Annotated in this window: 20 protein-coding genes; 7 read left to right on the forward strand and 13 right to left on the reverse strand. The window is 31.7% G+C overall.

Annotation, left to right across the window (positions count from 1 at the left end; translation table 11 throughout):
- Positions 1–38: 38 nt before the first annotated feature.
- Genes FG167_RS16640 through hsdR form a run of 4 tightly spaced genes read right to left on the reverse strand, consistent with a single transcriptional unit; the run spans position 39 to position 6291 of the window.
- Positions 39–1238, reverse strand: a complete 1200-nt coding sequence (locus FG167_RS16640) for a restriction endonuclease subunit S (protein ID WP_203459335.1) — start codon at positions 1236–1238, stop codon at positions 39–41.
- Positions 1231–2730, reverse strand: a complete 1500-nt coding sequence (locus FG167_RS16645; protein WP_203459336.1) for a class I SAM-dependent DNA methyltransferase — start codon at positions 2728–2730, stop codon at positions 1231–1233. The genes FG167_RS16640 and FG167_RS16645 overlap by 8 nt, the downstream gene beginning before the upstream one ends.
- The gene (locus FG167_RS16650) at positions 2731–3984 is read right to left on the reverse strand and encodes a PD-(D/E)XK nuclease family protein (RefSeq protein WP_203459337.1); all 1254 of its coding nucleotides are present in this window, start codon (positions 3982–3984) and stop codon (positions 2731–2733) included. It lies immediately after the preceding gene.
- Entirely contained in the window at positions 3985–6291 is a 2307-nt protein-coding gene (gene hsdR / locus FG167_RS16655; RefSeq protein WP_203459338.1) for an EcoAI/FtnUII family type I restriction enzme subunit R, read from the reverse strand. It abuts the gene before it with no gap.
- A gap of 260 nt (positions 6292–6551) precedes the next feature.
- Here hsdR and FG167_RS16660 point away from each other — a divergent pair, with 260 nt between their 5' ends.
- From FG167_RS16660 to FG167_RS16670, 3 genes are all read left to right on the forward strand, one after another.
- Positions 6552–6986 (forward strand): Hsp20/alpha crystallin family protein, encoded by a 435-nt coding sequence (locus tag FG167_RS16660; RefSeq protein ID WP_203459339.1) that lies wholly within the window; start codon positions 6552–6554, stop codon positions 6984–6986.
- A 129-nt stretch (positions 6987–7115) separates the two neighbouring features.
- Entirely contained in the window at positions 7116–9761 is a 2646-nt protein-coding gene (locus FG167_RS16665; protein WP_239004415.1) for a cation-transporting P-type ATPase, read from the forward strand.
- A gap of 116 nt (positions 9762–9877) precedes the next feature.
- Positions 9878–11821 (forward strand): erythromycin esterase family protein, encoded by a 1944-nt coding sequence (locus FG167_RS16670; RefSeq protein WP_203459340.1) that lies wholly within the window; start codon positions 9878–9880, stop codon positions 11819–11821.
- 8 nt (positions 11822–11829) lie between these two features.
- Here the strand turns inward: FG167_RS16670 and FG167_RS16675 are convergent, their stop codons facing one another.
- From FG167_RS16675 to FG167_RS16715, 9 genes are all read right to left on the reverse strand, one after another.
- Positions 11830–12462: a phosphoribosyltransferase gene (locus tag FG167_RS16675; protein ID WP_203459341.1), complete on the reverse strand. Its 633-nt coding sequence runs from the start codon at positions 12460–12462 to the stop codon at positions 11830–11832.
- Between the two features lie 5 nt (positions 12463–12467).
- The gene (locus tag FG167_RS16680) at positions 12468–13103 is read right to left on the reverse strand and encodes a dienelactone hydrolase family protein (RefSeq protein ID WP_203459342.1); all 636 of its coding nucleotides are present in this window, start codon (positions 13101–13103) and stop codon (positions 12468–12470) included.
- 6 nt (positions 13104–13109) lie between these two features.
- On the reverse strand, positions 13110–13616 hold the full coding sequence (locus FG167_RS16685; protein ID WP_203459343.1) for a YceI family protein: 507 nt from the start codon (positions 13614–13616) through the stop codon (positions 13110–13112).
- A 289-nt stretch (positions 13617–13905) separates the two neighbouring features.
- Complete coding sequence (locus FG167_RS16690; protein ID WP_203459344.1) at positions 13906–14346, reverse strand: PepSY-like domain-containing protein; 441 nt, start codon at positions 14344–14346, stop codon at positions 13906–13908.
- 176 nt (positions 14347–14522) lie between these two features.
- Complete coding sequence (locus FG167_RS16695) at positions 14523–14906, reverse strand: hypothetical protein (protein ID WP_203459345.1); 384 nt, start codon at positions 14904–14906, stop codon at positions 14523–14525.
- Positions 14907–15202: 296 nt separating this feature from the next.
- Entirely contained in the window at positions 15203–16384 is a 1182-nt protein-coding gene (locus tag FG167_RS16700) for an ABC transporter permease (protein WP_203459346.1), read from the reverse strand.
- On the reverse strand, positions 16381–17526 hold the full coding sequence (locus FG167_RS16705) for an ABC transporter permease (protein WP_203459347.1): 1146 nt from the start codon (positions 17524–17526) through the stop codon (positions 16381–16383). The genes FG167_RS16700 and FG167_RS16705 overlap by 4 nt, the downstream gene beginning before the upstream one ends.
- A gap of 46 nt (positions 17527–17572) precedes the next feature.
- Positions 17573–18547 carry an HlyD family secretion protein gene (locus FG167_RS16710; protein ID WP_203459348.1) on the reverse strand — a complete coding sequence of 325 codons (975 nt, stop codon included), beginning with the start codon at positions 18545–18547 and terminating at the stop codon, positions 17573–17575.
- Between the two features lie 8 nt (positions 18548–18555).
- Entirely contained in the window at positions 18556–20037 is a 1482-nt protein-coding gene (locus FG167_RS16715) for a TolC family protein (RefSeq protein ID WP_203459349.1), read from the reverse strand.
- Between the two features lie 479 nt (positions 20038–20516).
- Between FG167_RS16715 and FG167_RS16720 the strand changes: the two genes are divergently transcribed.
- From FG167_RS16720 to FG167_RS16735, 4 genes are read left to right on the forward strand one after another with little or no spacing between them, the layout of a single operon-like run.
- Positions 20517–21281: a patatin-like phospholipase family protein gene (locus FG167_RS16720; RefSeq protein WP_203459350.1), complete on the forward strand. Its 765-nt coding sequence runs from the start codon at positions 20517–20519 to the stop codon at positions 21279–21281.
- 55 nt (positions 21282–21336) lie between these two features.
- A complete protein-coding gene (locus FG167_RS16725) occupies positions 21337–22392 on the forward strand; it encodes a mechanosensitive ion channel family protein (protein ID WP_203459351.1) in 1056 nt (351 codons plus the stop codon).
- Positions 22393–22422: 30 nt separating this feature from the next.
- Complete coding sequence (locus FG167_RS16730) at positions 22423–25197, forward strand: PAS domain S-box protein (protein ID WP_203459352.1); 2775 nt, start codon at positions 22423–22425, stop codon at positions 25195–25197.
- Positions 25190–26260 (forward strand): response regulator, encoded by a 1071-nt coding sequence (locus FG167_RS16735; protein WP_203459353.1) that lies wholly within the window; start codon positions 25190–25192, stop codon positions 26258–26260. The genes FG167_RS16730 and FG167_RS16735 overlap by 8 nt, the downstream gene beginning before the upstream one ends.
- Positions 26261–26285: the final 25 nt, after the last annotated feature.

Consider the following 26285-nt stretch of genomic DNA (forward strand, 5'->3'; position numbering starts at 1 on the left):
TTCTTTTTTATTTCAATTTTCAATACTGATAAAAGTGTTTACAACTCTCCTTTAAAAGCCTGATCTAACAAACTGCTTTTTAAAGCTTTTAAATGTGTTAATTTTTCCGTTTGAGTTTTTACTAAATTATTTGAAACATCGAAAATTGTTTTAATTCTACAAACAATTTCAGATTGCTCTTTTATGGATAAAACAGGAATTTCAATGCTTAATAAATCTTTATCTGAAATTGCTGGATATTGTGCTCCTTTTATAAAAGGTTGAATGTATTCTTGAACTTTTTCTGAAATTAAAAAGTAAAACAAATACTCATTATTCAATAATTCATTATTAGTTCTTAAAAGGCAAAAACCTGTTGAAGCAATAGGATTATTATATTCTGCTGAAACAATTGCAATATTTTTTAAATTAGGTCTTGTTGTAGCAAAAACAATATCACCTTTTTCAACAACTTTTCTTGCTCTACTTGGGGCATCATTACCTTTAAGTATTTTAGGACTTTTAATCTGAAAAATAGTTCTATCAACTGAAGTAATATCTATGTAAGTAAACTCATTATTTGAATATTCTGCTTTTGGACTTAATGTTTTTGTTTTTAATACTAAGTCTTTTATTGGTTTTGATTTCTTATTTGAATTCCCAAAATCCTCATCCAACACAGAACCCATTAAAGCCTGCGTATGCAAAATATTTTCTTCTAGTAAACTAATAGCCTGGTCTATTTTGGCAAACAAACCATCTAATTTTGTAACAATGCGTTGTTGTTCTGGTAATGGTGGAAGTGGGATAGGGATCTGTTTCAATTCTTTTACAGAGACAATGTTTTTTATTGCAGCACCAATCGATTCTAATTCACCTTGAAGAACATAATTCTCAAACCAAAATTTAAAATATGGTGTTGTAATAATATCATTATTTAAAGAAATTTTCAACAAAGCCTGATTAATTATTCCTTGTTCAATATTTTGAGGGGCAACTGCTATTTTTCCAATAGTTCCTGAACAAGAAATAATTATGTCCCCTGATTTAACTTCGAATCCTTTTAATTCTTCAAACTTGTCTTTGTTGACATAATAATGACCTAAACTAAAATCATCTTTAATAGCATTCTTTTGTTCGTATACTTTATAGCCTTTTTCTACAAAGAAAGACTTCTTTAAAGCACTGCCAAAAGGACCTCTTTTAATACTTGTCTTTCCCTTCTTTACAATTTCGGGTAAAAATGCAAATTTATCCATTAATCAAGCTTTCAATTTGGTTCATTAATGTATTTATTTGGCTATCGTTTTGCTTAATGGCAGTTAAAAGATCTTTTGGGCTTTGGTGTATTACTTCAACTACTTTGTGCGGGTTTTTTGCGCTAAGGTCGTAGTCTTTTATGTCGGCTACATTAACTGTCCAATTATGGCAGTCTTTACCTGTTTTAGCATTGGTAGCATTTCTTTCTTTTGGGTTATGAAATAAGTGTACAAACTCTTTTATGTGTTCGTAAGAAATTGGTTTGTTTTTAGTTAGCGTATGAGGTGGAGTAACATCATAATACCAAATATTGTTGGTAGCACCTTTTCTGTCAAAATAAATAATATTGGTTTTTACACCACTATAAGGTAAAAACACACCACTAGGCAAACTAACAATAGTATGTACATTATAGTTTTCTAACAAGGTTTGTTTTACTTTGGTAAACGCATTGTTAGTTTGAAACAAAACACCTTCTGGTACTACAATAGAAGCTCTTCCTTCTAGTTTTAGCATTTTCATAAAATGCTGCATAAACAAGATTTCTGTTGCGTTACTTTCTACAGGAAAGTTTTGTTGTATTTGCTTTTTTTCCTTACCTCCAAATGGTGGGTTTGCTAAAATAACATCGTGTCTATCTTTTTCTTGGTAATCGCGTATGTTTTGGGTTAGCGTATTGCCTTTAAAAACATTCGGGCTTTCTATTCCATGTAGAATCATGTTCATCATGCCCATTACATACCCCAAACTTGTTTTTTCTTGCCCGAAAAAAGTATCGTTTTGTATGGTTTCCCAATCTTTAGCAGATAGTTTTTCTTTTTTACCATCTTGGGTTAAAAAATCGAACGCTTCCACTAAAAAACCACCAGAACCAACTGCACCATCATATATGGTATCACCTACTTTAATATCGGTAGTTTCTACCATGGCTTTTATAATGGCTCTTGGTGTGTAAAATTCACCCGAGTTTCCTCCATCAGTTCCCATACTTTTTAATAGGTTTTCATATACTTGAGAAAGCTCAAAAAGTTCATCGCTACTCTGAAAATCTAAAGCATCTATAATATCTAAAACCTCACGTAATGTATGTCCGCTCGCAATTCTATTGTCTAAATATTCAAAGATTGCACCTATTTTGTAAGTTAAACTTTTAGGATCGTTGGTAGTGCTTTTAAAGGCTTTTAAATATGGAAATAGTGTGTTGTTTACAAAGTCTATTAAATCGTCACCTGTTAAGGCACGTTTTACATCGAGTTTGTTGTTTTCATCTTTTGGACATGCCCATTGTTGCCAGCGTAAATCTTTACGTAAAACATGTGTGTAGTCTGTGCCTTCTAAAAAGGCTTCGTCTGCTTTATTGTCTTCGTAATCGTTTAAGAATTTAAGAAACAGAATCCATGATATTTGCTCTGTGTAGTGCATTGCACCAGAAATACCATCGTCGCGTCTAAGGATGTCTGTAATTCTGTCTATGTTGTTTTGTATGCTCATTTAGTTTTCTTTCAATTCTCGGATACCTTCCCATTTTAAAATTGTATTTATGTATCCAGTGACTTCTTTCCATAGGTTACTTACAATTTGTTTTCTTTTTTCAGGATTGGCTAATGCCAATGTTGTTTCATTATTAAATGTTTCAAAATCGATATTTTGTTTAGGGAATTTCCAATGAATCCAAGGTGAATCTTTATCACCGAAAAAGTCATTAGAAATATTCTTTTTTAAAAAATCTGAAAAATCTGTTTTTTTAATTTCCCATTTCTTTTTGTCTAAGTTCAAATAGTTAATGAGTAAACCATAATCTAAACGATCTTCTCCTCGTTCAATCATAAAACAAATCTCTTCATCTTTAAAATTAAAAAGTTTTAACATTAAACCATATTCAAAATCTTTGTTTCTACTAGAATGAATTACACCATTTAGAAATTTATCATTAAATAAAAATTCTTCAACGATAGGATAAGGTTTTAATTCATTTGGAATTTGAGTAAATAACTCGTTCCAAAAATCCATTTCTGTATGCCATTTCATATGTATCCAATTATCTGCCAAAAATTGTGCTTGCTTCATATAATCAGCATGACCTAAAAGATTTAATAATTCTTTACGTTCTTTTACCTCATTACTCATAGTAAGATGATTTAATAGTTGTTGGTATTGCACAATGGTTTCCCTGATTACAGGTTGTGTGGCACATTCTTTTAAACATAAAGACAACCATGGATTTATAAATTTCTTATATGATTTACTATAAAGCTTATTTTCAATAATTTCTAATGGTAAGTTCTCAATACTTTGAAATGATGGTGGTTTACCATCGAGACTTAAATAAACTATATAAATATCTTTTATCCTACTATTAGAAACTATTTTATAATACCTAGATAATTGTTTTGGTTGGTCTCCAGCGTAGATTTTATTTTCAATAATAATTGCTTGCGATGAATTTTGGATTAGCAAATCAATATTATCCTTTTCACAATGTACCTCTATATTATCTAGATTAAATTTAATGTTTAGTTGATTTATAAATAACTCTAAAAACGCATTTTTTTTATTATGAGTTCCTAATGGAGATAATAATTCAAATAAAAATTGAGAATGTAAGCTTACCTCTTCATGTCCTGCACGAATAATTCTAAAAATATTGAAATCATGCTTAGACTTTTCATTTTTATGTTTGTTTGAAATAATTCTTAGATCTTTAAGAAACATCTCTAGGTCACTATGTTTTATTATTTGCTTCATTTATCCAGCTCTATAAATATTTTCTTGCAATTTGTAATAAGCTCCTAAAAGTGTTTTCATATCTCCGAAAGCAGTTTTAGCATCTTTAGTAGTGCCTAATTTTAGTTTTACCAAATCCCCTAATTTATCACGTTGTAATTCTTCAATACCATACTCTTCATAATGATTTAATATAAAGGCTAAAAAGTCTTTAGCTTCCAAGTTTTTATAGACCTCAAAAAATTCTGGTTCATCTTTCACAAATTTTACACGCTGTTTACGTGTCATTAAATTAGAATTGAAAGATATGTGAGAGAGTACATCAAAAATATCACAGTCTGGTGTGGCTATCATATTTCTTAGGTCGTTTAATTGTTCGTTATCGAAACCTAAATCGCCTAGTTTTATTAATAAATCTGCTCGTGTATCTGGATTAGACCATATTTTACGCAAATGCGTTTCGTCTTTATAAATAGTAGGCAACTCCCCAATTAGCTTTTCTAAAAACTCACGAGCCGTTAATGGTTTTCCATTTTCGTCTATATAACGTGTATCAATATCTGTAACTTTTAATTGTCTTCCATTAGAGAGTTCTATAATTAATTTTTCTTTTCGTTCGTAAGGTTCTCCTGGTTCATTAACTTTTGGTTTACGTGGAGGTTTTGGTGTTGGTTCTCCTCCTGTTCCTTCGCCTTCTGGCTCTTCAGGTTCGCCATCCCAAGCTGCATCGTAAAACAAGTTGGTAGCTCCTACAAAATCTATAATAGTAAAAAAATCTTTACCATCAAACACACGCGTACCACGACCAATAATTTGTTTAAACTCAACCATAGATCCAATGGGTGCGGTTAATACAATATTGCGCACATTTCTTGCATCAACTCCAGTGGTTAGCATCTTTGAAGAGGTTAAAATCACAGGAATATCTTTATCATTATCCTGAAAAGCTTCTAGTAATTCTCTACCATGTTTTCCTTCGTCACTAGTTACACGTACACAGTAATTAATATCTGTAACTGTTTTGTGCTTGTTTATGTAATCTCTTAAATCGAGAGCGTGATCTTGGTTAGCACAAAACACAATGGTCTTATCCATTTTGCCAATCTCTTTCAAAATAGTTTGCGCAACCAACTCAATACGTTGTTTTACAGTAATGCTATTATTAAAATCTTTAAGTTCGTAACGATCTTTTTTTACTTCACCTTGAATAATTTTGCTATCGTTGGTATGAATGTATTCGTCTATATTGGTTGTAACGCGTTTTACTTTATATGGTGTTAAAAACCCATCCTGAATCCCATCTTTTAGAGAATACTCATAAATAGGTTGGCCGAAATATTTGTAGGTATCTACGTTATCGTCTCGTTTTGGAGTAGCTGTTAAACCTAAATGTACTGCTGGGCTAAAATGATCTAATATAGCTCGCCAAGATCCTTCTTCATTAGCTGAACCTCTGTGGCATTCATCAATTACAATTAAATCGAAAAAATCACTTGGATATTCTTTGTAAAAACCACCAATATCTTCTCGTTCTGCAATAGCTTGATAAATAGCAAAAAAGATAAAAGCATTTGTTGGCACTACGCCATTACGTTTTTTAACTTCTTCTCCATCAATTTTAATAACATCCTTTTCGTAAGGATTAAATGTATTGATGGCTTGATCTGCCAGCACGTTTCTATCTGCTAAAAATAACACACGAGGTCTTCTGTTTTCTCCTTCTATATTCCATTTGGCTTGCAATAACTTATGTACTATTTGAAAAGAAATAAAGGTTTTACCAGTTCCGGTTGCTAAAGTTAAAAGAATACGTTTTTGTCCATCAGCAATACTTTCCATTGTTTTACTTACTGCAATTTCTTGGTAATAACGTGGTCCAAAGTTTCCTGTAAGTAAAAAAGGAATATTATGTAATTGTTCTTTTAATTCATTTTTTACTCCAAAAAGTCTGTTGTATAATTCTTGAGGTGTTGGAAAATTATCCACGTAGCCTCCTTTTCCTATTCTTCTATCAAACTCATAAATTTGCTTACCATTTGTAGCGTAAACAAAGTTTATTTTTAATTTTTCGGCATACTCTAATGCTTGTTGTAATCCTTTTGTTGGATGATCTCCTAACTTTTTGGCTTCAACAATAGCTAAATTAGTATTGTTATATTTTAATAGATAATCCAGGAACAAACGCTTACCTCGCTTGTTTCCTAATAATTTTCTTCCATCCGTAAAATAATATTCTCTAACAATATGAATAGCATCCCATTGACTATCAGATAGTTTAGGATCTATAAAATTTGCTCTAGTATCAGACTCTGATATGTGTTTTGCCATTGATTTGATTTAAACTTAAAACAATCAGCTATTAAAATTCTTAAGGAGATTCCAATATATAACCTTTTTAAAAAATAAGGAGGTAATACATCGAAAAAACAAATTTTATCAGCCTAACAAACCTACCCCCATTCCCACACAAATCCTTACGGATACCCGTAAACAAAATTATTTCACTACTCTGATCTAGATCATTTGTTAAGTAACACATTGATTTTAAATTAGCTACTCATTAATTGTTTAACTTAAATCTAAAAATTATGTCACTAGTAAAATTTAAAAGAACCCCTTTAGAAAATCTTATTCCAGCAGATTTATTTGATACCAATAATTTCTTTGAAAATCGTTTGTGGAATAAGAAACTCGATGAACCTGCATTGAATATTAAGGAGACAGATAATGCCTTTGAAGTGGAATTAGCTGCGCCTGGTTTTGCAAAGAAAGATTTTGATGTAACCATTGATAATGGCTGCTTAAATATTTCAGCGGAAAGCTCCAACACGAAAGAAGAAAAAGACGACGACTATACGCGTAAAGAGTTTAGTTACAATTCTTTTGAAAAAAGACTACAACTTCCAGATTCTGTAAAAGAAGAAGACGTAAAAGCGAAATACAAAGACGGTGTTCTTAGCTTTAATCTAGCTAAAACAGAAGCATCTAAAAATCATAAGCCGAAGAAAATAGAGATTGCTTAATTTATGATTTTTATTTTAGAGTAATTCAAATCAACCTCTTGCCTAAACTTAAATTAAAAGTATTGGCAAGGGGTTTTTAAATATTTTACCTTTACAAAGGTATTGGTTATAATTAAAATAGCAACTATTATGTTAGCCCCTTTCACTCTTTCCATAAAAATTATTGTAGAAAAATTGAATAGTAATTCCGATTACGGTTTAACTGAAAATGAGGTTAAGCAACGAATCAAAAAGTATGGAAAAAATGATATAACCTCTAATAAGCCCAAGAAAAAATGGAAAATACTTATAGACCAATTTAATAGTCCAATTATTTTTATTCTTGCCATAGCGGCAGTACTTACATTTCTTTTTAATAACGATTTACTAGAGACTATAGCCATAATTACAGTTGTCTTAATAACAATAACGATTGGTTTTGTAATGGAATTACAGGGTATTCGTTCTCTTGAAGCACTTCGCCTAATGGGATTTACAGAATGTGTGGTTTTACGTGAAGGAAAAATTAAAACAATAAAATCATCACTAGTAGTTCCTGGAGATATCATTTTTATCGAAGCTGGAGATGTGGTTTCAGCTGATGCACGCTTAATAACAATAGATAATTTAACTGTTAAAGAAGCTAGCTTAACAGGCGAAAGTAGAACCATATATAAGGATACAAGTTCGCTTAGTAAAGAAACCATATTATCAGGTAGGAAGAATATGGTATTTAAGGGAACAACGGTAGAGCAAGGTTCTGCAAAAGCAATCGTGATACATACTGGATCTCACACGCAACTTGGAAAAATTCAAAAAATGGGAAGCGATGTTGAAGAACAACCAACACTATTAGAAAAAAAGTTAAATAAATTAAGTAAAGGGCTTATTTGGCTCACCTTAATTTTTGCAGTTCTCATTATTATTACAGGATATTTAAGAACTCAGGATATGCTAATGATTATAGAAACAGCAGTGGCACTCGCTGTTGCAGCAATACCAGAAGGACTTCCTGTAGTAGCAACCATTGCTTTAGCAAGAGGAATGCTAAAACTCTCTAAACGTCAAGTCATTATTAAACAAATGGAATCAGTCGAAACATTGGGAGCAACAAATATTATTTGCACTGATAAAACAGGAACACTTACTGAAGATAAAATGCAAGTGCACACACTGGTTGTTGAAGGTGAAATTTTAAGCGAAATACGAAACAAACACAGTGCTTACTTTAGTGATATAAAGCAATCTAAAGCTTTTAATGCTATAATGAGGACTAGTATTTTGTGTAATAATGTTGATATAAATGCTGAAGAAATGAGAGGTGATAGCATTGAAGTTGCACTTATTCAATTTGCTGAAAAATTACAATTTAATCCAAAAATAATTAAAAAAAATAATCCTGAAAAAATAGAAATTCCTTTTAATACATCCAGTAAGTTAATGGCAACATTAAATAAAAACGGTAATGGTTATACTGTTTATGTAAAGGGAGCATTTGAGAGTATTATTAATCATTGCGAAACCATCTTAAAAGATAATAAAGCACAAGAATTTGAAAATAAAAAAGAATGGACTAATCGTGTGAATGATATGGCTTCTCAAGGTCTAAGAGTATTAGCTTTTGCATTTAAAAATTATGAAACCAAACCTAAAAAAGAAGATTTATTATCACATATAACTTTTTTAGGAGTTATTGGCTTTTTAGATCCTGCCAGAGAAGATGTAAAACCAACAATAAAAATTTATAAAGAAGCTGGTATTAAAGTTGTTATGATGACAGGAGATCATCCTGGAACTGCAAAAAAAATTGCTGAAGAAATAGGATTAATATCAAAAAATGCAGCTTCAAATAGTATTATACATGGTAAAGATTTACATTTTGAAGACCAAACCGATCATACAATAAAAACGAAACTACTTGATGCTTCGGTTTTTGCAAGAGTCACACCAGAACAAAAATTAAATCTAGTAGCATTTTATCAAAAGAATAAAAATGTTGTGGGTATGTTTGGCGATGGAATAAACGATATACCTGCATTACGAAAAGCAGATATTGGTATTGCTATGGGTATTAGGGGAACGCAAGCTGCGCGAGAGGCTGCCGATATAATTCTTAAAAATGACAAATTTACAACCATGGAGCTTGCCATTAGTCAAGGTCGTGCTGTTTTTGATCATATAAGGCAGTTTGTAGTGTATTTACTATCGTGTAATTTGGCAGAAGTGGTTTCTGTGGGTTTAGCAGCATTACTTAATTTGCCAGCTCCTTTACTGCCACTACAAATCTTATTTCTAAATCTCGTTACAGATATATTTCCTGCATTAGCTTTAGGTATGGGAAAAGGTGAAGCGGATATTATGAAACGACAACCAAGAAAAGCTAACGAACCCATTATGACGCGAAAACTTTGGTTGTCTACCATTATCTACGGACTTTGTATAACGCTTGCTGTTGTTGGTATTACAGCCTATTCTTATTTTGTATTACAACTAGCTGCCCAAACAATAAACAATATGGCTTTCTATACTTTAGTCTTGGCGCAGTTGCTTAACGTATTTAACATGACTAAAAATAATATACCTTTCATTAATAATGAAATCACGAATAATCCTTGGGTATGGGCTGCGATTATACTATCGTTATTTATTACCATCAGTGCATATTATATATCTCCTGTTGCAAAAACACTTTTCTTAACTGAGTTATCGATAGAACAAATAGGTTTGGTATTTGTTTTTGCCATAGGTTCATTGGCTTTAGCGCAGATTATAAAACGTTTTGGAGGTACATTTTAATGTATCAAAAATATTGCTTAGCAATTCAAGAAACTAAAATGACTTAAGATGACCTGTATCATTCCATAATTGATTACGTCTTAATAAATTTATAAGTCTATTAAAATATATAAGCGATGAAGGATATTAATATTACAGAACAATTAAAGGATAAGGGCATAAGCAATACATTACTTTTAAAAGCATTTCATGATATTCCTAAAGCTTTTTTTTTATCAGAAACGTTGCATCCCTATTATTACGAAAATTTAAGCGTTGGGAAATCCAGCGAAAAAACAGAACCAAGAGTTATTGTAATTGCCAGAATGTTAGAGCAATTGGAAATAAAAAAAGAAGAAAACATCCTTATTATTGGTGTAGATTCTGTTTATATTTTGGCAGTCCTTGCTAAAATTTATAAAAATGTTTATGCTGTTGAAACAACCGAAACTTATGCAAATTGGGCATTAGAAGTATTAAAAACAATTGATATTACCAATGTGCATATAAAAATAGGTTCTCTTGAAAAAGGATGGAAAGAGAACGCACCATTTAATGCTATTTTAAGTGCTTCAGAATTTGACAAAACTCCAAAATTACTAAAGGAACAATTAAAAGTTGGATCTAAATTATTGGCACCAATTGGTCCAGATTGGGCACATATTATATTAGAAACTATAGAACGGATTTCTGAAACCGAATTTGTTACAAAAGCATTAAGAGATAATTATTTTATTCCGAAGCCAAAAATACTTCCTCAAATAGGTGCTGAAACCTATCCAGAAAATGAAATTATAGATGAAATAGGCATCAGTTCCATTCCTTTTAAAACTATTAAAAAGTTTCCAATAGATGGGTTATTAGAGAGAATTGGTGATGCTAAAGTTGTGTTATTAGGTGAATCTTCTCACGGAACTTCAGAGTTTTATGCAACCAGACAAGAAATCACAAAAGCACTTATAGAAAAAAAAGGGTTTAATCTTGTTTGCGCAGAAGCAGATTGGTCTGATGCTGAACAAATTAATAATTATGTACAAAACGAATATACATCAAAAAATTGGATGCCTTTTAAGCGCTTTCCAGAATGGATGTGGAAAAATACAGATGTACTCAATTTTGTAGAATGGCTTAAAAAATATAATACCAAACATAATAATACCATCGGGTTTTATGGCTTGGATTTATATGGATTAGAGAATTCTATTGATTTAGTAATTAACTATCTACAGGATGTTGACCCTGACTTGGCAGCACTTGCAAAATTACGTTACTCATGCATTATGCCATATATGTTAAACCCAGCAGTATATGGACAACTAGTAAAAAATGATAAATTAAAGAGTTGTGAGAAGGAAGTTTTAAAAATGTTGTTTGATTTATTAAAAAACAAAAATAAACTGAACCATTCTAAAGCCTATTTTTACGCCTACCAAAATGCTACAGTTGTAGTGGATGCAGAACGCTATTATAAAGCCATGTACTATGGTAATGCAGAATCTTGGAACTTACGGGATTTTCATATGTTTTATACATTAAAGTCATTATTATCTTATTCTGGCAAAGATTCTAAAGCCATAGTTTGGGCGCATAATTCTCATATTGGTAATGCCTTGGCAACAGAAATGTATTCTAGAGGTGAAATAAATATTGGGCATTTATGTAAAGAAAATTTTGGTGACAAATGTTATAATATTGGTTTTGGAACACATACAGGAACTGTAGCAGCCTCCAAAAATTGGGGAGAACCTATGGAAATTATGAGTATAAATAATTCTCTGGAAGATAGCTATGAAAACCTTTGTCATAGAACAAATGTACCTAACTTTACATTGCCTTTACGCGAAGAACATGTTGAAAAAAAATTAAGAGATTTTTTAAGCACACCAAGACTTGAGCGCGCTATTGGCGTTATTTATAGACCAGAAACAGAACGAATGAGTCATTATTTTAAAGCTGCTTTACCTTCGCAATTTGACGAGTATATTTGGTTTAATAAAACAAAAGCCATTACACCAATAGCAACTCAAACAGAAAGGACTAAGCTTATAGATTTTCACCCTTTTGGGCAAATGGATAGATAGAAACAAAATTAATCTACTGTATTCTTATTCAGCAAGATTTTAACTTCTGCGTCATCAACCTGATCAAAGGTTTCATAAAATTGACCTACAGCTCTAAAATTTTCAGGAGTAGATAGACAGATAACCTCGTCCACAAAAGGCGTGTTTTTCAGCTTTATTAAGGCACTTTTAGAAGACACTGGAATAGCTACCACAATTTTTTTGGGTTGTTCTTCGTGTAACATTTCAATAGTTGATATAATAGTGTTTCCTGTAGCAATGCCATCGTCTATAATAATTAATATTTTACCTTTTAATTGAAGTGGTGTTTTTTTACCATAAAACTCTTGATAACGTTTGGCAAGTAAGGCTTTAATCCTTTTAGTCTCTTCGTCAATATAACTCTGAGATACTTCTAAAGCTGTATCACTTAAAACCCGACTTTTCAAGGTGACTGCACCAATGGCAAATTCTTTGTGAAGTGGATGTCCTATTTTTTTTGAAAGAACCACTTCCAAAGGCAAATGTAATTGCTTTGCCACGACATAACCTAAAGGAACACCTCCTCTAGGAATGGCTAAAACTAGTGCGTTTTCGTTTTTATAAACTCTCAGTTCTGCAGCTAATAAAGTGCCAGCTTCAATTCTATCTTTAAAAATCATTTCTTCTATGCTTTTAAATATTCAGTAAACCAATTGGAGGTTAATTTTGCAACAGCTTCTAACTTTCCTGGTTCAGAAAATAAATGTGTTGCACCTTCTATGATTTCAATTTTCTTGATTCCCTGTAATTGAGCATAAGCCTTTTGGTTTAATTCTATTACAATGCCATCGTTACCTCCAATAATTAAAAGTGTTGGAATATTTATTTTATCTAAAATGGGTTCTGCTAAATCTGGTCGTCCTCCTCTAGAAACAATAGCTTTTATATTATCACCCAAAATTGATGCTGCAATTAGCGCAGACGCAGCACCTGTACTTGCACCAAAAAATCCGATGGGAACATTTTGTGTTTCTTTTTGTTTATCTATCCATTGGGTTACTATTACCAATCTTTGAGCAAGTAGATTTACATTAAACCTGTTTTCACGGATTAAATCTTCTGTTTCAGTTAATAAATCAAACAATAATGATGAAAACCCTTCATTTAAAAGCAAGTCTGCAACATAGTTATTTCGACTACTCATTCTGCTACTTCCACTTCCGTGAGAAAAGATGATAAGTCCCTTTTGATTTTCAGCAAGTCGTAAACGACCTTTTAAAGTAATGTCTTCTATTGGAATATTTATTTCTTTATAATTCACAGTTTGCTAATCTATTATTGCAGTCTTAGTGACTGGCAATTTTATAAGAACATCTACATCTGTCCATAATTTTGATATGCCGTCAGTTCGTTTGTGAAGATCATAGCATTCTTTATTAAAAGATTGCATCGCTTCTTCTCCATTCCATGTATTTAAATCTATTTTGGCCTCCATAACTATGGTGTCCTTTTTAAAGGAATAGGTATACTCTAAAGGATGTGCCTCGGTATTCATCTGTAAACTAACAATCCCTTTTCCTTCCTTTGTCTCCAACACAGCACCTTCTATAGTGGAAGTGTTAAATACCTTAAAAAAAGATACTCTTAATTTCGGGTCTCTTATTTCGGAATTAGAATTTACCGATGCGGTAAAGATTGCAATTTTAGACTGTTTTAGTAATTCTTCAATCGAAGAGGCTTCATTACTTCCTGAAAATTTAAAATCTTCAAACTTCCCACTAACACCAAGTTTATTGGGTAAACTTATAGGCTGTCCATAAAACGGAAATACCAACAGTATCTATAGAATACAAAGGATTTTCTTGAATGTTTACCTTTTCAGTTACTGTTGTATTTGTTGTATCTTTTTTTGAGGTATTACAAAAAAAAATAAGCAGTGTTTTTAAATAGTTGTTTCATAAAATGTTTTTTTTTAAGACAATTCTTTATCATTCATATAATTTCAAATTTTTTTATTATTCAAAAGAATCTTTTTATACTTTAAAACGGTATCCTATAGATGCGATTTACAAGTTTCTTCTATAGCAATTCAAATCATACAACATTAAATAAAATTATTAAGATTACTCTTTATAGATATTTAATACCTTTCCTGTACTAGTAAATGTAATTTCTATTTCTTCATTCCATCCTTTTTCTAACTCTACTTTATAAGTGATTACGCCTTCTTTTTCGTTAGACTCTACACCATCTATTCTATAATCTGCATATTGCGTTTTTAGTAAGGTTGCAAGTGCAGATGGTAACTCTACATGCGAAATTTCTTTTTCTACACGCACCTTTGTTCCTTCTCTGTTGAACCAAACTTCGCGCTCCATGTTTCCTACGTCAAACGTTACTTTAAAGTCATTACCATTTCGTTTCCACTCTATGTTTTGCGCTTTAGGATATTCTTTTAAAAGTCCTTCTGTAAAACTTTGTGGCACTGCTGTTTTTGTTAATTCTTGCGCACTTAATGTTGCTGTTGCAAATAATACGAATACTAATAATTTTAAATTTTTCATGTTATATATATTTAATTAATAATCCTTAAATGGGTGAGATATGTATGCATTTCTTACCCCACTCCCAACTTGTTTTTTACTTTTTTATATTGCTTTCCTGAAAATTATTCACCAGCGTGATCGTTGATTAGAAAAACACGGATACCGCTTTAGCCATGCATATCATTTGAATGTGCTTAATGTATGTTCTCAAAATATTTTTTTACAAATGCATTTTTTTCATTTTCAGTCATCTTATCTGCAGATGCCACATCTATTTTTACATCTTTAAAATGGGAATCTTTATTCAGAAAATTATGTAGTTCTGTTTTTGCATTTGTTGGACCAAACAAAAGCACATGATCATATTTCAAAATAACATCTGCAATTTCTTTATAATATTCTTCTTGCATTTGTTGTCTTTTATTGTGCATCAAGCTTTCACTTCTTTTTAATGCTTCTTCTTTGGTGCTTTCATTAAATTTGGACACTATAGAACGACTGTCTTTCTTAGCATTTAAATCCAATAAATTTGCAGTGGAATGATCCATCCAAATACCTAACCTTTTTTGCGTTTTCATATGTTTTCTATTAAAATTGTTATTTAATACTTTAAGTAACTTGATTATTTATTCAGAATAACTTTTGAAACTTTTCCCATTCCATCTATCTGTAAAGAAAACCAGTTTTTACCATCTAATTCTTTATTTTTAGATGCTATATCTTCTTTGAAATGATGTATATGGATATACTCAAAAGTACAGATAGCAATGAAGCATTCCAATGACATAAGTCATGCTTCTTATATTAATCACAAAAAAATAAGGCGTGTAATTTTCTCGGAATCAAATACCTATCCGAAAAACAATTCGTTGTATTAGGACAAAGCAGGTTTCCATTTCATTACCTGTTTTTGTAAATAACGGAATCTTAAAAAAGCCGCTATATACCCTAGCAATAATAGAAGTAGTAGATGAATGATCTCGTGGGAATACAAATTACTTGAAACTCCCATAACCGTTATTTTCTTTAGGAATGCAAAAAAAGGCTGTAACGGAATCAGATTCGAAATAAACTGCAAAAAAAGTGGCATTTCCGGGATCGACCAGGTTATTCCGGTAACTAAAAAAATAGGATAAGAGGTAAACGCCATGACTTCCATTGCTCTTGCTTGCGATTTAAAAAAGGAAGACACAAACCATCCATATAAAAGGGTTGTAAAAAAGAATAGTACCGAAACCGCAATTAGTGTAAAATAACTACCATGAATTGGTAAATTGAAAAAAGGAAAAACTACCAAATAAGTGAATAGCATATAGGCAGAGTATAATATTAAATAGAATCCTGTTTTGCCAAATATATAATTAATGAAGTTATTTTTGCTCGCTTTAAAATCAAGGTTCATTTCTCCTTTTTGACGATTGGAAGCCACACTTTCAGACAAACCAATGAGTAAGGTCTGGTGCAGAATTAATAGCAGTAATGCTGGTAATAAAAAATCTCCATAATTATTGGTAGGATTATATACTGCGTTAACCTGAGCTGTTATAGGATTTGCCTTTTGTTTTGCGAAAGAAGGATTAACACCTTTAGACTCAAAAAACTTTTGTCGTACTTCTAAAGCATAATCTAATGCAACAAGATTTACGGCCTTATTAATATCGTTAGAGGATAAAAACTTGGTGTTATTTAATATTAGTCCAATAGGTGTACTTTCATTCTTCTTTAATTTTTTTTCGAAACCATTAGGAATAGTAATAATGCCTTGTATTTCGAAAGCTTGCAATCCTTTTTCAGCTTCTAAAAGACTTGTATACGTTTTGGTAATTGCTATTTTTTGTGTCGCATTCACCTTGTTTAGAAAAGTCCTACTACTTTTTGTATGATCTAAATCCACAATTCCAACGCTTACTTTTTCTTCATCTTTATTACTATAAGTCGAGCCCATCAACAAAAAATAAAGCAAAGGCGCAACTAGCAAAGCCAACAAAATACTGTGATCATTAAATACCAGTTCGGCTTCTTTTTTTAATAATTTCCAAATAACATTTAGGTTCATACTATAGTTAATTTTGGAGTTATAAAAATGTGCTTCCTATTCATAATAAGTCCTAATGCTATCAAAAACACACCTACAATAAGAAATACCATCAATTTCCACACCTCTGGCCAAATAAAAAACAAAGGAGTGTCTAATTGATAGATTTTAAGAAACGCTGTCAAAAAATGCGTATATGGTATTGCTTGTGCATACACGCTATTAAACCAAGGCATTGCCCAAATAGGAAATGTAAAACCACTAAAAACGAATGCTGGCGAATTATAAAAAACGGCAATATCTAATGCGATAATTTGATTTTTCACTATTAATGAAAGTCCGAAACCAAGTAAAATATTAACACTTAAAAAAAGAATTAATAGCGCTAATAAATGTATGCTATTCCCATAGATAGGGATTCTAAAAACTGGAAAAACAACAGCGAATATGAGTCCGCACAATCCTAACCCATATACCAAAAACGCAAAATATTTCCCCAAAATCATGGCTAAAATATTTCCTTTTGCCGTTGCATATAACTGATTATACGTTTGCGATTCCCATTCCTTATTAAAAGCTCTTGATGCTGCTAAAAAAATAATCATTTGTAATAAAACAGTAGTTAAACCTGGCAATAAATAATAGACATAATTATATTGCGGATTCCCTAAAACTCTTGTATTTATTTTAATAGGTAGCACGGTTCCCATAATTTTTGAAGGATTAATTCCCAATGGTGCTATTCTTTTCATCACTACTGCGCCACTAAGTGACTGAGTAACTCCTACTCCCGCTTTATACAAGAGATTTCCAAAAACAATATTGGTAGAATTGGTATATATTTTTACCTGAACGGGATTACTTTTAAGCACATCTTTGTGAAAATCTTTTGGGATATAAAAAACGCCTTGCACATGGTCTTTAACAAAAGCACTTTCTATAGCATCTTTAGACGACAAATATTGGGTGACATTTAGATAGGGAGAAGATTCCAAAAAACGAATATACATACGACTTAACGTACTGTTATCATTATCATAAACAGCAATAGAAACCTCTCTAAGAGATCCTTTGTAATATATAGAACCTAATAAAAAAAAAACAATAAAAGGAATAATAACAAAGAGATTTCTAATCGATTTCTGCTTTGCTAGTCTTAGCATTTCCCTTTTAAAAACTTGATATATAGGCCAATTTTTAAACATCTATTTATTTGTAAATCTGAATCGACATACCTGGACGTAAATCTTCAATACGTTCTTGAGGTTTTAAGTGAATCTCAAAAGTCTTAAGCTCGTATTCCCCTTTCGCTTTTACCGGAACCCAAGTAGCAAAATCGGCCATAGGAGCTATATAAGTGACTTTAAAATTAACTTCATCATTAGCCAATCCTGGCACTTTTGCTTTATATAGATTATCCATTTTAAAATCAGCCAAATCATCTTCTCTTACATTAAATACGGCATAGATTTTTTCTGGTCGTTGTATTGTTACTATAGGGTATCCTGCATCCATAACTTCTCCTTCTTCTGCTATTTGATTACTTACCACCCCAGAAATGGGCGCTGTAATCTGCAATTCGTCATAATATGTCTCTACTTCTTTATAAGCACCTTGTGCACTTTCATAACTCCCGTAGGCTGCTCTAACATCTTCTTTTCTTGCTCCATTTTTAGACATTTCCCAAATAGATTTCGCAGCATTCATTTGCTCTTTTGCAGCGTCGTATTTAAACTGAAGCTCATCCATTTCTTGTTTAGATATAATACTATCGGCATAAAGTGCTTGGTATCTTTTATAGGTTTTCTCTGCAAAATCAAACTGACTTTTAGCCATTTGATATTGGTTTTCAAGCGCACTAATTTCTTCTTTTCGAGCACCAGATTCTGCTTTATCAACCAAAGAACGGGCTGCTTTCACCATACCTTCCGCTTGGTTTTTTTTGGCATCTAGTACATCAGGTTCTAAGGTTGCCAAAACATCTCCTTTTTTAACCGTATTTCCTTTTTCAATTAATATAGAAAGTACTCTTCCCGGAATTTCAGAAGATACATTGACCTCTGTAGTTTCTAATAAACCCGAATATACTTCCTGTTCTGGAGTACTTGCTTTCACCATAAAAAATATTATGGCGAACACGATAATTACTACAGGAATCACTAATGTGATGTATGCTTTTTTCATATTAACATTTATTTACTCCCAATCATTGGAATAATTTTTTCTGGTTCTCCAACGCTTGTATACAGACTAGCAATTGCTTTATAATAATCGTTTAAAGCAACCAATTGTTCTACTTTTGATTTTTCATATAATAAAGAGGCATCTATTACATCTATAGATTTCCCTAAACCTTCTTCAAAACGTCGCGTATTGATTCTAAGATTTTCTTTAGCCAGATCTACTGTTGTTAGATGGCTATGGTATAGTTTTCTTTGATTAAGAACATTGATATAGTTACTCTTAACTAGCAAATGAATCTGTTCTGTGGCATATTGTTTGGCGTTTTCTACTTCCTTTTGCAAATGAGAACTTGCTTTTAACTTATTTACATCTTTAAATCCATTAAAAATATTAATCTGAGCTTGCACCCCAACAATAAACCTTGAAGGAATAATTGGTAACTGATCACGATACATATTATAAGTACCAAAAGCGGCCACGTTAGGAAGAAATTTAGACTTTTCAAGAGTATGAGACTGCTTTGCCATAATCTCTTTTTGATCGATTAATTCTAAAACAGGTTGCTGTGTATAAGCGGTATTTAAAAGTTGATTAAAGTCTAGATTTAGTTCGTGATATGGAATACTATCCATTACCTGAAAGATTTCAGAATCTGGCATACTCATCGTGGTACGCAGCGCCATTTTTGCTAATTGCAATGTATTCTGATCCTTACTTAAATCTCTCTCTGCATTGGCAACTGCTACTTCTGCTCTTAATAAAACATGTTTAGGAAGAATCTCCAATTGAATAGCACGTGCTGCTTGTTCCTTATGTTTTAGCATTCCGTTATAAACTTCAAACCGTGTTTTAACCACTTGTTTTAAGAGTACCACATCTAAATAACGTTCTATAAGTTCGTGAGCAATGTCATTTTTAACCTGTTTCAACTCTATGTTTGCCGTCTCTAACTCTGCTTCGGCATATTTTTTACCAGCAATTATTTTCCCTCCTGTAAAAATAGGTTGTGTTGCTGTAATTGCTGCTGTTGGAATTTGTTGATTATCAACAACAACATTATATGCTGGAAGGTCTCCCAAAGCATTTACTATCGTACTATAAGCAGCTTCTGAGGTTATTCCTGACAAACCTATTTCATCCCCATAGGTTTCTACAAATGCTGCTCCATATTTACCACCTAAATCATCTAAAGAGCTTTTAACCTGCGAGGTATTTACTTCCATATTCTCACTTAAATAGGTGTAACCAGCTAAAAAATTAATAGAAGGCAAAAAATTTCCTTTGGCCGCTTTGTCTTCGTAAATTTTTTGGGTTACGCGCTCCGAATACCGTTTTATTTGCTCATTATTAGAATAACTCCATGCTAACGCCTCCGCAATACTTAATTCTCGATCTTGTCCTTTTACAAACAAAGGTAATAGCACTAGAATGCTTAAAGCTAACAATGCTTTTAAAGGAATATTTACATTTTTTTTATTCGGATTTTTCATCTGCTTATAAAAAATACATATTTCAAATTATTCCTCAAAGGTACTTCCTCTTAGAAAAAAAATGAATGACTTAAATCATGTACAAAGAGGATATCAATTAATCTTTATTTTAGAATTCATATTATTAGTTTACTACTTTTCGTTTTTATTCGGAAACAAACCATGTTAAGAAAGTACAAATTGCTGCAAATGATACAGGTTTTAAATTCTCTTCGACATCGCAACTTTATTTCAAATAATTATTAATCCAAAAAGACATCTCTATTTCTAATCCATATTTAATTACTAGGAAAGGCGGTGGACAGAGAATTTACGAGAGATTAAATGGACAATCAACAACACTATTAAAGACTAAAAATAGCCCATTAAAAAAATGATGGAACAAAAATTTTGAACCCTAATTAATGAGCAACTGATAATAATCATTATTTTTATGTAATCAACGTATTACATTTACATTAAAATAACACAACTCACAAATGAATACAGGATTAGTCCTTTCTGGAGGAGGAGCTCGAGGAGCAGCTCATATTGGTGCTATAAAAGCGCTTGAAGAATCTGGCATTTTTCCAACACATATTTCAGGAACAAGTGCAGGTGCTATTATTGGCGCTTTATATGCAGCAGGTGTAGGTTGGACGGAAATGTTAGATTTTTTCAAAAATATATCCATCTTTCAAACCACTAGATATGCACGTAATAAACCCGGATTTATAAATTCGGAAAAATTCTATAATGACCTCAAAACATATCTTCCTATTGATGATTTTAGTGCTTTAAAAAAACCGCTATTTATCACTGCTGCAAATGTTATTGACGGTTCCTTAAAAGTTTTTAGTAAAGGACAACTCATTAAACCTATTATCGCTTCGGCATCTTTTCCAGGGGTTTTTACACCGACCGAAATTAATGGGAAATTCTATATTGATGGCGGTACTTTAAATAATTTTCCTGTAGAGCCGTTACAAAAAAACTGTGATAAAATTATTGGTGTATACGTTAATCCGCTAAAAAAAATTAGCATTAAAGATTTAAAACATTCGTATAGCGTAGTAGAAAGAGCCTATAAAATTAAAGTTGCTAACGAGTCGATGTCAAAATTCTCCGATTGTGATTTAATTATTTCTCCGGAAGGATTAATTAATTTCGGCACTTTTGACATGAACAGTATAGATGCTATTTTTAGTTTGGGATATACTGCTACAAAAAAAGCGCTGGAAGAAAACAATAATTTATTAGCATAGTAATTATACACATCGTCTTTTATTGAAAAATACAAGACTAGTATTAAATAATAAAATGAATATTGATAACATTTTAACATCGCTACATTTAAAATCTTGGATCACGTATAGTTTGGTACTTCTATGCTGTATATTACTCGGTCTACTTTTAAGATGGATTTTATTTTCAATTATTAAATTTTCTAACCGAAGAAAACCTACCGTTTTAAAAGCGCAGTTATTTAAACATTTAAAAGCACCAGCCAAATTTCTCCTACCCATTTTATTTATTTACAGCTCGCTTTCTCTTTTAGAATTAGACTCCTTTTGGCATAAAATTATTGAAAGTCTTATTATTATTAATCTCTCTTGGATACTAATTGCTTTATTAAATGCTTCAGAAGAAGTAGTTAAGGAAAAATTCATGGTTAATGGCAGCCATAAAACAAAGGATAGAAAAGTATTGACGCAACTACGCTTTTTAAAAAGCCTTTCTATTGTTATTATTTTCACACTTGCCATTGCTGCCATACTATGGAATATTCCAGGAGTAAGAAAACTAGGTACCACTATACTTACCTCTGCTGGTGTTATTGGAATTATAGCAGGTGTTGCAGCACAAAAATCGATTGCAAACCTAATTACCGGATTTCAAATCGCATTTACCCAACCTATTAAAATAGATGACGAAGTGGTTATTGAAGACGAATTTGGTACCGTAGAAGATATTACATTAACCTATGTTGTTATTAAAACTTGGGATCAAAGACGATTGGTTTTACCTCTTAATTATTTTAATGATCATTCTTTTGTAAACTGGACCTTTAACTCTACCGAATTAATTGGCTCTGTTTTTCTCTATGTAGATTATACCTTTCCTGTTTCTGTTTTAAGAACGAAACTCATGGATATTTTAAAAGAACATCCTTTATGGAATAAAAAAACAGGAGAACTTTTGGTGACAAAAAGCAATGAAAAAGCCATGGAACTACGAGCTACATTTAGTGCAAAAAATGCTTCAGACACTTGGACGATGCGTTGTGATATACGGGAACAATTAATAGATTTTATACAAGAAAAACACCCCGCATCTTTACCTAAAATAAGAGAAATGGAAGTATTTAAAATATAAACATTAAAGACTATCTATAAAACAGAAAAAATGATAGATGAATTAAAAGATAATATCCTTTTTAAAAGTATTTTCCATTCTTCCGTAGAAGGGATTTTGGTTATAAATGATTCTGGTGTTATTATTAAAGCCAATCCTGCTAGCGAGCAAATGTTTGGTTATAACAAACAAGAATTAATTAATAAAACAGTAGAGGATCTTATTCCAAACCAATTCAAAAAAAATCACAAATCCCATAGAGACAAATATTCAAAAAAACCCAAATCAAGACGAATGGGATTGGATTTAGATTTATGGGGATTGAAAAAAGATGGTTCACAATTTCCCTTAGAAATAAGTTTAAGCCCTACAGAAATTGAGAATAAACAGCTTGTAATTGCTTTTGTAATAGACATAACAGAACGTATGGCTGCAAAACAAGCGTTATTAGCTAGTGAAAGCCGAATGGCAGAAGCGCAACGTCTTGCTCATGTAGGAAATTGGCATTGGAATATACAAACAGACGAGAGAAGTTGGTCTGACGAATTTTACAGAATCCTTGGTCTTCCTCCTGGAGATAAAAGATTAAATTCAGAATCTGTAAGAAGTTTTATTCATCCAGATGATAAAGAAAGTACAATACAAGCGATAAATGAAGCTGTAAAAAATAAAACACCATATAAACACAAACAAAAAATTGTTAGACCAGATGGTACTGTAAGACACATTTTAGCAAAAGGTAAAACTATATATGATGCAGCAGGCAAGCCAGAAGAACTATATGGTAGCATCCAGGATATTACAAGACATAAAGACATTGAATTAAAACTAAAAAAGAGTAAAGAAAAAACTCAAGCCTTACTACAAGCTTTACCAGATGTAATGATTCTTTATGATAAGCATGGGAATCATCTAGAAGTTCATGCTCCTGAAAACTATCAACTTGTTGCTCCTTACGATGACCATATAGGTAATAATATTGATAAGATACTTCCAAAAAAGGTTTGCGACAAAATAAGAAAGGGGTTTGCCGATTGCGAAAAAACGAAAGAAAATCAAATTGTAGAGTACTCACTTACCATTATGGGCAAGTTGACACATTTTGAATCCCGAATAGTAAAAACAGACACCAATAATTTTTTATGCATCATACGAGATATTACTGAAAGTGAAAATGCAGAAAAAAAGATTCTAGACAACGAACAAAGACTCCGATTAGCTTTAGAAGCAGGCGAGTTTGGTTCTTGGGATTGGAATTTACTTTCCGATACAATAGTAAGAGACAAATATCAAAACTCTTTATTTGGAATGGAAGCAGAAGAAAATATAATTAACTATTCCGATTTTTTAAATAAAATACATCCCGAAGATAGAGATAAGGTACAATTAGCAATAACGCAAGCAATAAAAAAAACCAGTAATTATAACGTACAATACAGAATAACACATCCTGATTTATCGATACATTGGCTTCAAGAAAAAGGAAAGGTTTTTAAAAACCAAAAAGGCAAACCAGAACGTATAATAGGCGTAACTAATAGTATTACAAAGCAAAAGTTAGCAGAAGAAAAATTAAAAGAAAGTGAAGAAAAACTGCGGGAGTACACTTTTGTATTAGAAGAAAAAGTAGCAGAACGAACCAAAGAATTGACTACGGTTGTTCAAAAATTAGTAGAATCTAATTTAAGCCTTGAAGACCAAATAAATGAAACTAAGGAGGCAGAGAACAAAGCTTTAAGTAGTATGTCATTACTTCATGATATTTCTCATAATTTTCCAAAGGGATTTGTTGCTGTTTGTAATTCAGATTTTAATCTTCTATTAGTTGAAGGAGAAGAAGTAGATGAATTAGGTTTTAAAGGTCTAGCAAGTGCAAAAACCTTAATTAATGATGTCATAGGTGTTCCCGATGATGTAAAGGAGAAGGTAAAACGAAATGTTCTAAAAACGTTTCAAGGCGAACATTGCTCTTTCGAGGTAGAATATCAAAACAGAACGTATTTAATAAATTCTACACCACTTTACGATGCCGAAAACAAAATAAATCAAGTGTTGATGGTACATCACAATATCACACATCAAAAAGAGACCGAACTTGAAATGTTAAATACGCTTAAAAAAGAACGAGAGTTAAGCGAATTAAAATCGCGGTTTATCTCTATGGCTTCACATGAATTTAGAACGCCTTTAAGTGCTATTCTGTCTTCAGCGATACTCATTGAGAAACAAAATGAGCCTGGAAAAGAAGATAAAAGAATAGGTTATGTAACTAAAATTAGATCGAATGTAAAAAACCTCGTCGTGATACTAAATGACTTTCTTTCTTTAGGCAAACTACAAGAAGGTAAAGTCATTGCGCATCCAGAGTCCTTCAATCTTATTGATTTTTCTAAATCGTTAATTGAAGAAATGGAGGACATCAAAAAAGAGGACCAGATCATCAATTTACAATGTGAGCATTCTTCTATTAAAGTGTTTTTAGATTCAAAACTTCTAAAACACATCCTTTACAATTTAGTATCGAATGCTATAAAGTATTCCGAAGAACAACAAGAAATCAACATTAAAATAGCAATTAAAAACCAGTTGGTGTGCATAGACATAAAAGATAAAGGTATTGGTATTCCAGCCGAAGATCAAGACCATTTGTTTCAACGTTTTTATCGTGCGAATAATGCTTCCAATATTCAAGGCACTGGTTTAGGATTAAATATAGTAAAACAATATACCGAATTAATGGGTGGTACCATTACCTTTAAAAGTGAAATAAATAAAGGATCTACCTTTTCTATAACCTTTCCTTTAAATGAAACAAAAGATGAATAAAATACTATTAATTGAGGACAATCAAGACGTACGAGAAAATACCGCGGATATTCTTGAATTAAATAATTATGCCGTCATTACTGCAGAAAATGGTGAAATAGGTGTTAAAAAAGCCCTAAAACATCATCCTGATATTATTATATGCGATATAATGATGCCTATTTTAGATGGCTATGGTGTTTTTGAAAGCTTAAGTAAAAACCATAAAACAGCACGGATTCCTTTTATTTTTCTAAGTGCTAAATCGGAAAAATCAGATATAAGAAAAGGAATGAATATTGGCGTGGATGATTATCTAACCAAACCATTTGAAGAGGAGGAATTATTAGACGCTATAGTGTGCCGTATAAAAAAGAGTGATTTTTTAAAAAAAGAATTCTCTAAAAACATAGAAGGTATTAGTGAATTTATCAACGAAGCTTCAGACTTTCTAAAGTTAGAAGAACTATCTAAAGATCGCAATCTAGAAAAGTATAAAACGAAAGATTGTATTTTTAATGAAGGTACTGCTGCCCATCAATTATATTTTATACAAAGCGGAAATGTAAAAACATATAGAACTACCGAATCTGGAAAAGAATTTGTTACCGGCTTATATGGACCTGGAGATTTTATTGGTCAGTTATCACTTCTTGGCGATAAAGGTTTATACGTAGAAACGGCAAGTGTACTAGAAGATGCAGAGATTTGCGGAATCCCAAAAGCAGATTTCACCAAACTCCTGTACGGCAACAAAGAGGTTTCTAATAAATTTATAGATATTATCTCTAATAATTTAATAGACATGCAGGAACATTTAGTAGATATGGCCTACGCTACAGTACGAAAAAGAACAGCCAAAGCATTGTTAGAACTAGATGAAAAAGGACTAATTAAAGATAATAAACATACGGGTATAAGTATTCCTAGAGAAGATTTTGCAGGATTAATTGGTACAGCAACAGAAACGGCTATACGTATGTTAACCGAATTTAAACATGAAGGTTTAATTGACGTAGAAACAAACAGAAGGCTTGTTATATTAGACAAAGAAAGTCTAAAACAAATTTCAGAATTTGGATAATAGTTATAAAATAAAAAAAGAGTTT

Origin of the sequence: Lacinutrix sp. WUR7, assembly GCF_016864015.1 — a bacterium.
Classification (GTDB): Bacteria; Bacteroidota; Bacteroidia; order Flavobacteriales; family Flavobacteriaceae; genus Oceanihabitans.

Excerpts from the sequence above, each read along its gene's own strand:
- FG167_RS16730 (WP_203459352.1), top strand. The coding sequence starts at position 22,423 with ATGATAGATGAATTAAAAGATAATATCCTTTTTAAAAGTATTTTCCAT.
- FG167_RS16700 (WP_203459346.1), bottom strand. The coding sequence starts at position 16,384 with ATGAACCTAAATGTTATTTGGAAATTATTAAAAAAAGAAGCCGAACTG.
- FG167_RS16670 (WP_203459340.1), top strand. The coding sequence starts at position 9,878 with ATGAAGGATATTAATATTACAGAACAATTAAAGGATAAGGGCATAAGC.
- FG167_RS16675 (WP_203459341.1), bottom strand. The coding sequence starts at position 12,462 with ATGATTTTTAAAGATAGAATTGAAGCTGGCACTTTATTAGCTGCAGAA.
- FG167_RS16640 (WP_203459335.1), bottom strand. The coding sequence starts at position 1,238 with ATGGATAAATTTGCATTTTTACCCGAAATTGTAAAGAAGGGAAAGACA.
- FG167_RS16665 (WP_239004415.1), top strand. The coding sequence starts at position 7,116 with ATGTTAGCCCCTTTCACTCTTTCCATAAAAATTATTGTAGAAAAATTG.
- FG167_RS16650 (WP_203459337.1), bottom strand. The coding sequence starts at position 3,984 with ATGAAGCAAATAATAAAACATAGTGACCTAGAGATGTTTCTTAAAGAT.
- hsdR (WP_203459338.1), bottom strand. The coding sequence starts at position 6,291 with ATGGCAAAACACATATCAGAGTCTGATACTAGAGCAAATTTTATAGAT.
- FG167_RS16645 (WP_203459336.1), bottom strand. The coding sequence starts at position 2,730 with ATGAGCATACAAAACAACATAGACAGAATTACAGACATCCTTAGACGC.
- FG167_RS16720 (WP_203459350.1), top strand. The coding sequence starts at position 20,517 with ATGAATACAGGATTAGTCCTTTCTGGAGGAGGAGCTCGAGGAGCAGCT.
- FG167_RS16690 (WP_203459344.1), bottom strand. The coding sequence starts at position 14,346 with ATGAAAAATTTAAAATTATTAGTATTCGTATTATTTGCAACAGCAACA.
- FG167_RS16660 (WP_203459339.1), top strand. The coding sequence starts at position 6,552 with ATGTCACTAGTAAAATTTAAAAGAACCCCTTTAGAAAATCTTATTCCA.
- FG167_RS16705 (WP_203459347.1), bottom strand. The coding sequence starts at position 17,526 with ATGCTAAGACTAGCAAAGCAGAAATCGATTAGAAATCTCTTTGTTATT.
- FG167_RS16725 (WP_203459351.1), top strand. The coding sequence starts at position 21,337 with ATGAATATTGATAACATTTTAACATCGCTACATTTAAAATCTTGGATC.
- FG167_RS16710 (WP_203459348.1), bottom strand. The coding sequence starts at position 18,547 with ATGAAAAAAGCATACATCACATTAGTGATTCCTGTAGTAATTATCGTG.
- FG167_RS16695 (WP_203459345.1), bottom strand. The coding sequence starts at position 14,906 with ATGAAAACGCAAAAAAGGTTAGGTATTTGGATGGATCATTCCACTGCA.
- FG167_RS16715 (WP_203459349.1), bottom strand. The coding sequence starts at position 20,037 with ATGAAAAATCCGAATAAAAAAAATGTAAATATTCCTTTAAAAGCATTG.
- FG167_RS16735 (WP_203459353.1), top strand. The coding sequence starts at position 25,190 with ATGAATAAAATACTATTAATTGAGGACAATCAAGACGTACGAGAAAAT.